This is a genomic window from Xenorhabdus entomophaga, assembly GCF_037996725.1.
In the GTDB taxonomy this organism is placed as follows: domain Bacteria; phylum Pseudomonadota; class Gammaproteobacteria; order Enterobacterales; family Enterobacteriaceae; genus Xenorhabdus; species Xenorhabdus khoisanae.
On record NZ_JBBMXH010000218.1, the window covers coordinates 1 to 2,295 of the forward strand.

General features: G+C 50.6%; 1 protein-coding gene and 2 pseudogenes. All 3 read right to left on the reverse strand.

Annotated elements, in window-relative coordinates; translation table 11 throughout:
- Positions 1–502, reverse strand: a pseudogene (locus AAC854_RS22225) (helix-turn-helix domain-containing protein); the annotation flags it as partial.
- Entirely contained in the window at positions 502–1,482 is a 981-nt protein-coding gene (locus AAC854_RS22230) for a DUF7146 domain-containing protein (RefSeq protein ID WP_340618998.1), read from the reverse strand. The gene AAC854_RS22230 and the pseudogene AAC854_RS22225, both read right to left, overlap by 1 nt.
- Positions 1,479–2,295: pseudogene (locus tag AAC854_RS22235) on the reverse strand (DEAD/DEAH box helicase); the annotation flags it as partial. The pseudogene AAC854_RS22235 and the gene AAC854_RS22230, both read right to left, overlap by 4 nt.

Sequence of the window (2,295 nt, forward strand, 5' to 3'; positions counted from 1 at the left end):
CACCGTGCATACAGCCTTCTGCTAATTCCTTTTCATTCCAGTAATAACCCGATTCATAAATGTCAGCCAGTTCGCCCACCAGCATTAATTTTTCGGGTTCAGTGAGTTCCAGCGCCGCTTCGTAGCTGGCAAACGAAGCCCTGACCTGACTGGCCTTTTTGATTTGCTCCTTCGCGCTGTTTATATAGCCCTGTGGGTTATCCATGCCGATGGAACCAAAGGCAATCTGGAGGGGATGCGCGCCTGACTTCATCAGGTAATCAGAATATTTCTTCTGGGCTTCCTTGGGTGTGATTTTCAGCTTCTTCAAGGCGGCTTCTGCTGCCTCAAGGTGGGCGGGTTCATTGGTCTTAATGACTGCCAGTACCCACAGGTAAGCATCGACCTGTTTATTACCGGTGATCTTACGCTGAACGGGTAACGGTTTCACGGTCGCCAGTTCGGTACTGTAAGTGGATTCAGGGATCGTAAAGAGTGTTTTGTGTGCGGTGCTGTCCGTCATTATGCTGTCTCCCGTGCTTTTTTCATAAATACTAATTCTCTGGCTTCATCCCCGTTCTGGAGCATATCGTTGAAGTCGCCGTGGTCAGGCCAGCGAACGCTAACCTTTTCTAACTCGTTATTCGCCAATAAGTTTCCATGAGCACATGACATTGCGGCGGCATGGCCTGCGGCGTTCCAGTCCATATCCGTGAAGATGATGAGATGCTTAACCCCACCGGGCACACGGAAGCGTTCCATAAAGCCCGTGTTCACCACTGACCATGTATTGACGCCGTAAATCTGTTTACAGGACAGTGCGGTTTCAATGCCCTCTGCAATGCCCAGCGTTGAATCCACCGGGAACAGGCGTATCGCCGGTGATTGAGCATGATCGCGATAACTCTCTTCCTGCGTGGAATCCAGTTTTTTCTGCGGGGTAATATTCGCCTTCCTGTCCCCATCAAGGTAAGTGCGGTGCAGATAACACAGCGTGCCCTTGGCATCCGTCACCAGCGCCCATATCGCTTGTAGCTTCCCGTTTCGGACAGGCTGATCGGGGCAATACTTCACGTTGTCAGTGGGTAAAGTATGAATGCCCCGGTTACGTAAGTAGTCTTCGCCCGATGTCCCTTTCAGGCCGGGTAAATTGGCATAGCAGGCAGTGACTTTGTTTCTGAACGTGGTGATATTGGTTTCTTTTTTAACCACACTGCGTTTGTCGGACTGGATACCCAATAGCTGATCAATCTCATCGGCCAGAGTCTTGTAGTCCTTGCCTTGAGTCAGGGTGAGTAACTTCCAGCCATCACCTCTCTCACCACAAGCACAGATAAATGTTCCGCGTCCTTCTTTATCGTCAATGCGGAATTTTCCCTTTCGCTTGCAGATGGGGCAGTTACCTTTAAAGTGCTTTTTCCCTGTCACGGGGGGCAACTTGTAGTAAGCGAAGATTTCAGGCCAGCGACCGATAACGGCATCAGCGGTTTTTATTCTGTTCACTGTGTGTCTCCCTGATATGATGGTGCACCTAATTTTTCACGTATTTCACGCACCTTATGGCGGGCCACTTCAAGGTTTAGCCCCTGCTGTTCTTGTTGCGGTTGTTTTGCTTTCTGACGGCTTTTCGCCCACGCAATTTGCTTATGTTTGATGAAGTTATTCACTTCGGGTGTCAGTTCTTGCGGGGTGTCATGGAACCCGCGAGGCCAGACCCCGAACTTGTCTTTAAACGTGTTGGATACCCAGCCATCACTGACCGCCTTACCCTGTGAAGCCCGCTGGTTCTGGTAATATTTCAACTGTGAATAGAAACTCTGCTTTTCGGCCTGCGTGTAGACGCGCTCTTTCTTACTGAGCTTCTGAATGGTGCGGCTGGTATCCACCTCAACATCCTCGCCTGACAGTGGCTTAAACCCACACTTCGGACAGACATAAACGCCCGCGGGCTTCATGTAATGACAGGATGAGCACTCTTTCGGCAGCTTCTCGCGTTTTTCCTGTTCCCGGTAACTGGAGCTGGACTTCATGCCGTCGTTTTTGCGGGGCAGCTCGTCATATTCGATATCGTCGGGATAACCGAGGCGATGGACAGTACCGGAGTGATCGAAGATAAGGCAGGCTTCTTTACCCGGCGCAGTACGTAAGCCTCTGCCAAGACACTGAGTCCATCGAATTTCTGATTTCGTCGGCCGGGCGTAGATGATGCAGCGCACATCACTATCAAAACCCGCGATCAAGGTGCCAACATTCACGATGACTTTAGTCGCACCCTGCTCAAAGCGGTGAATGATAATCTGGCGATCTTCATGAGGT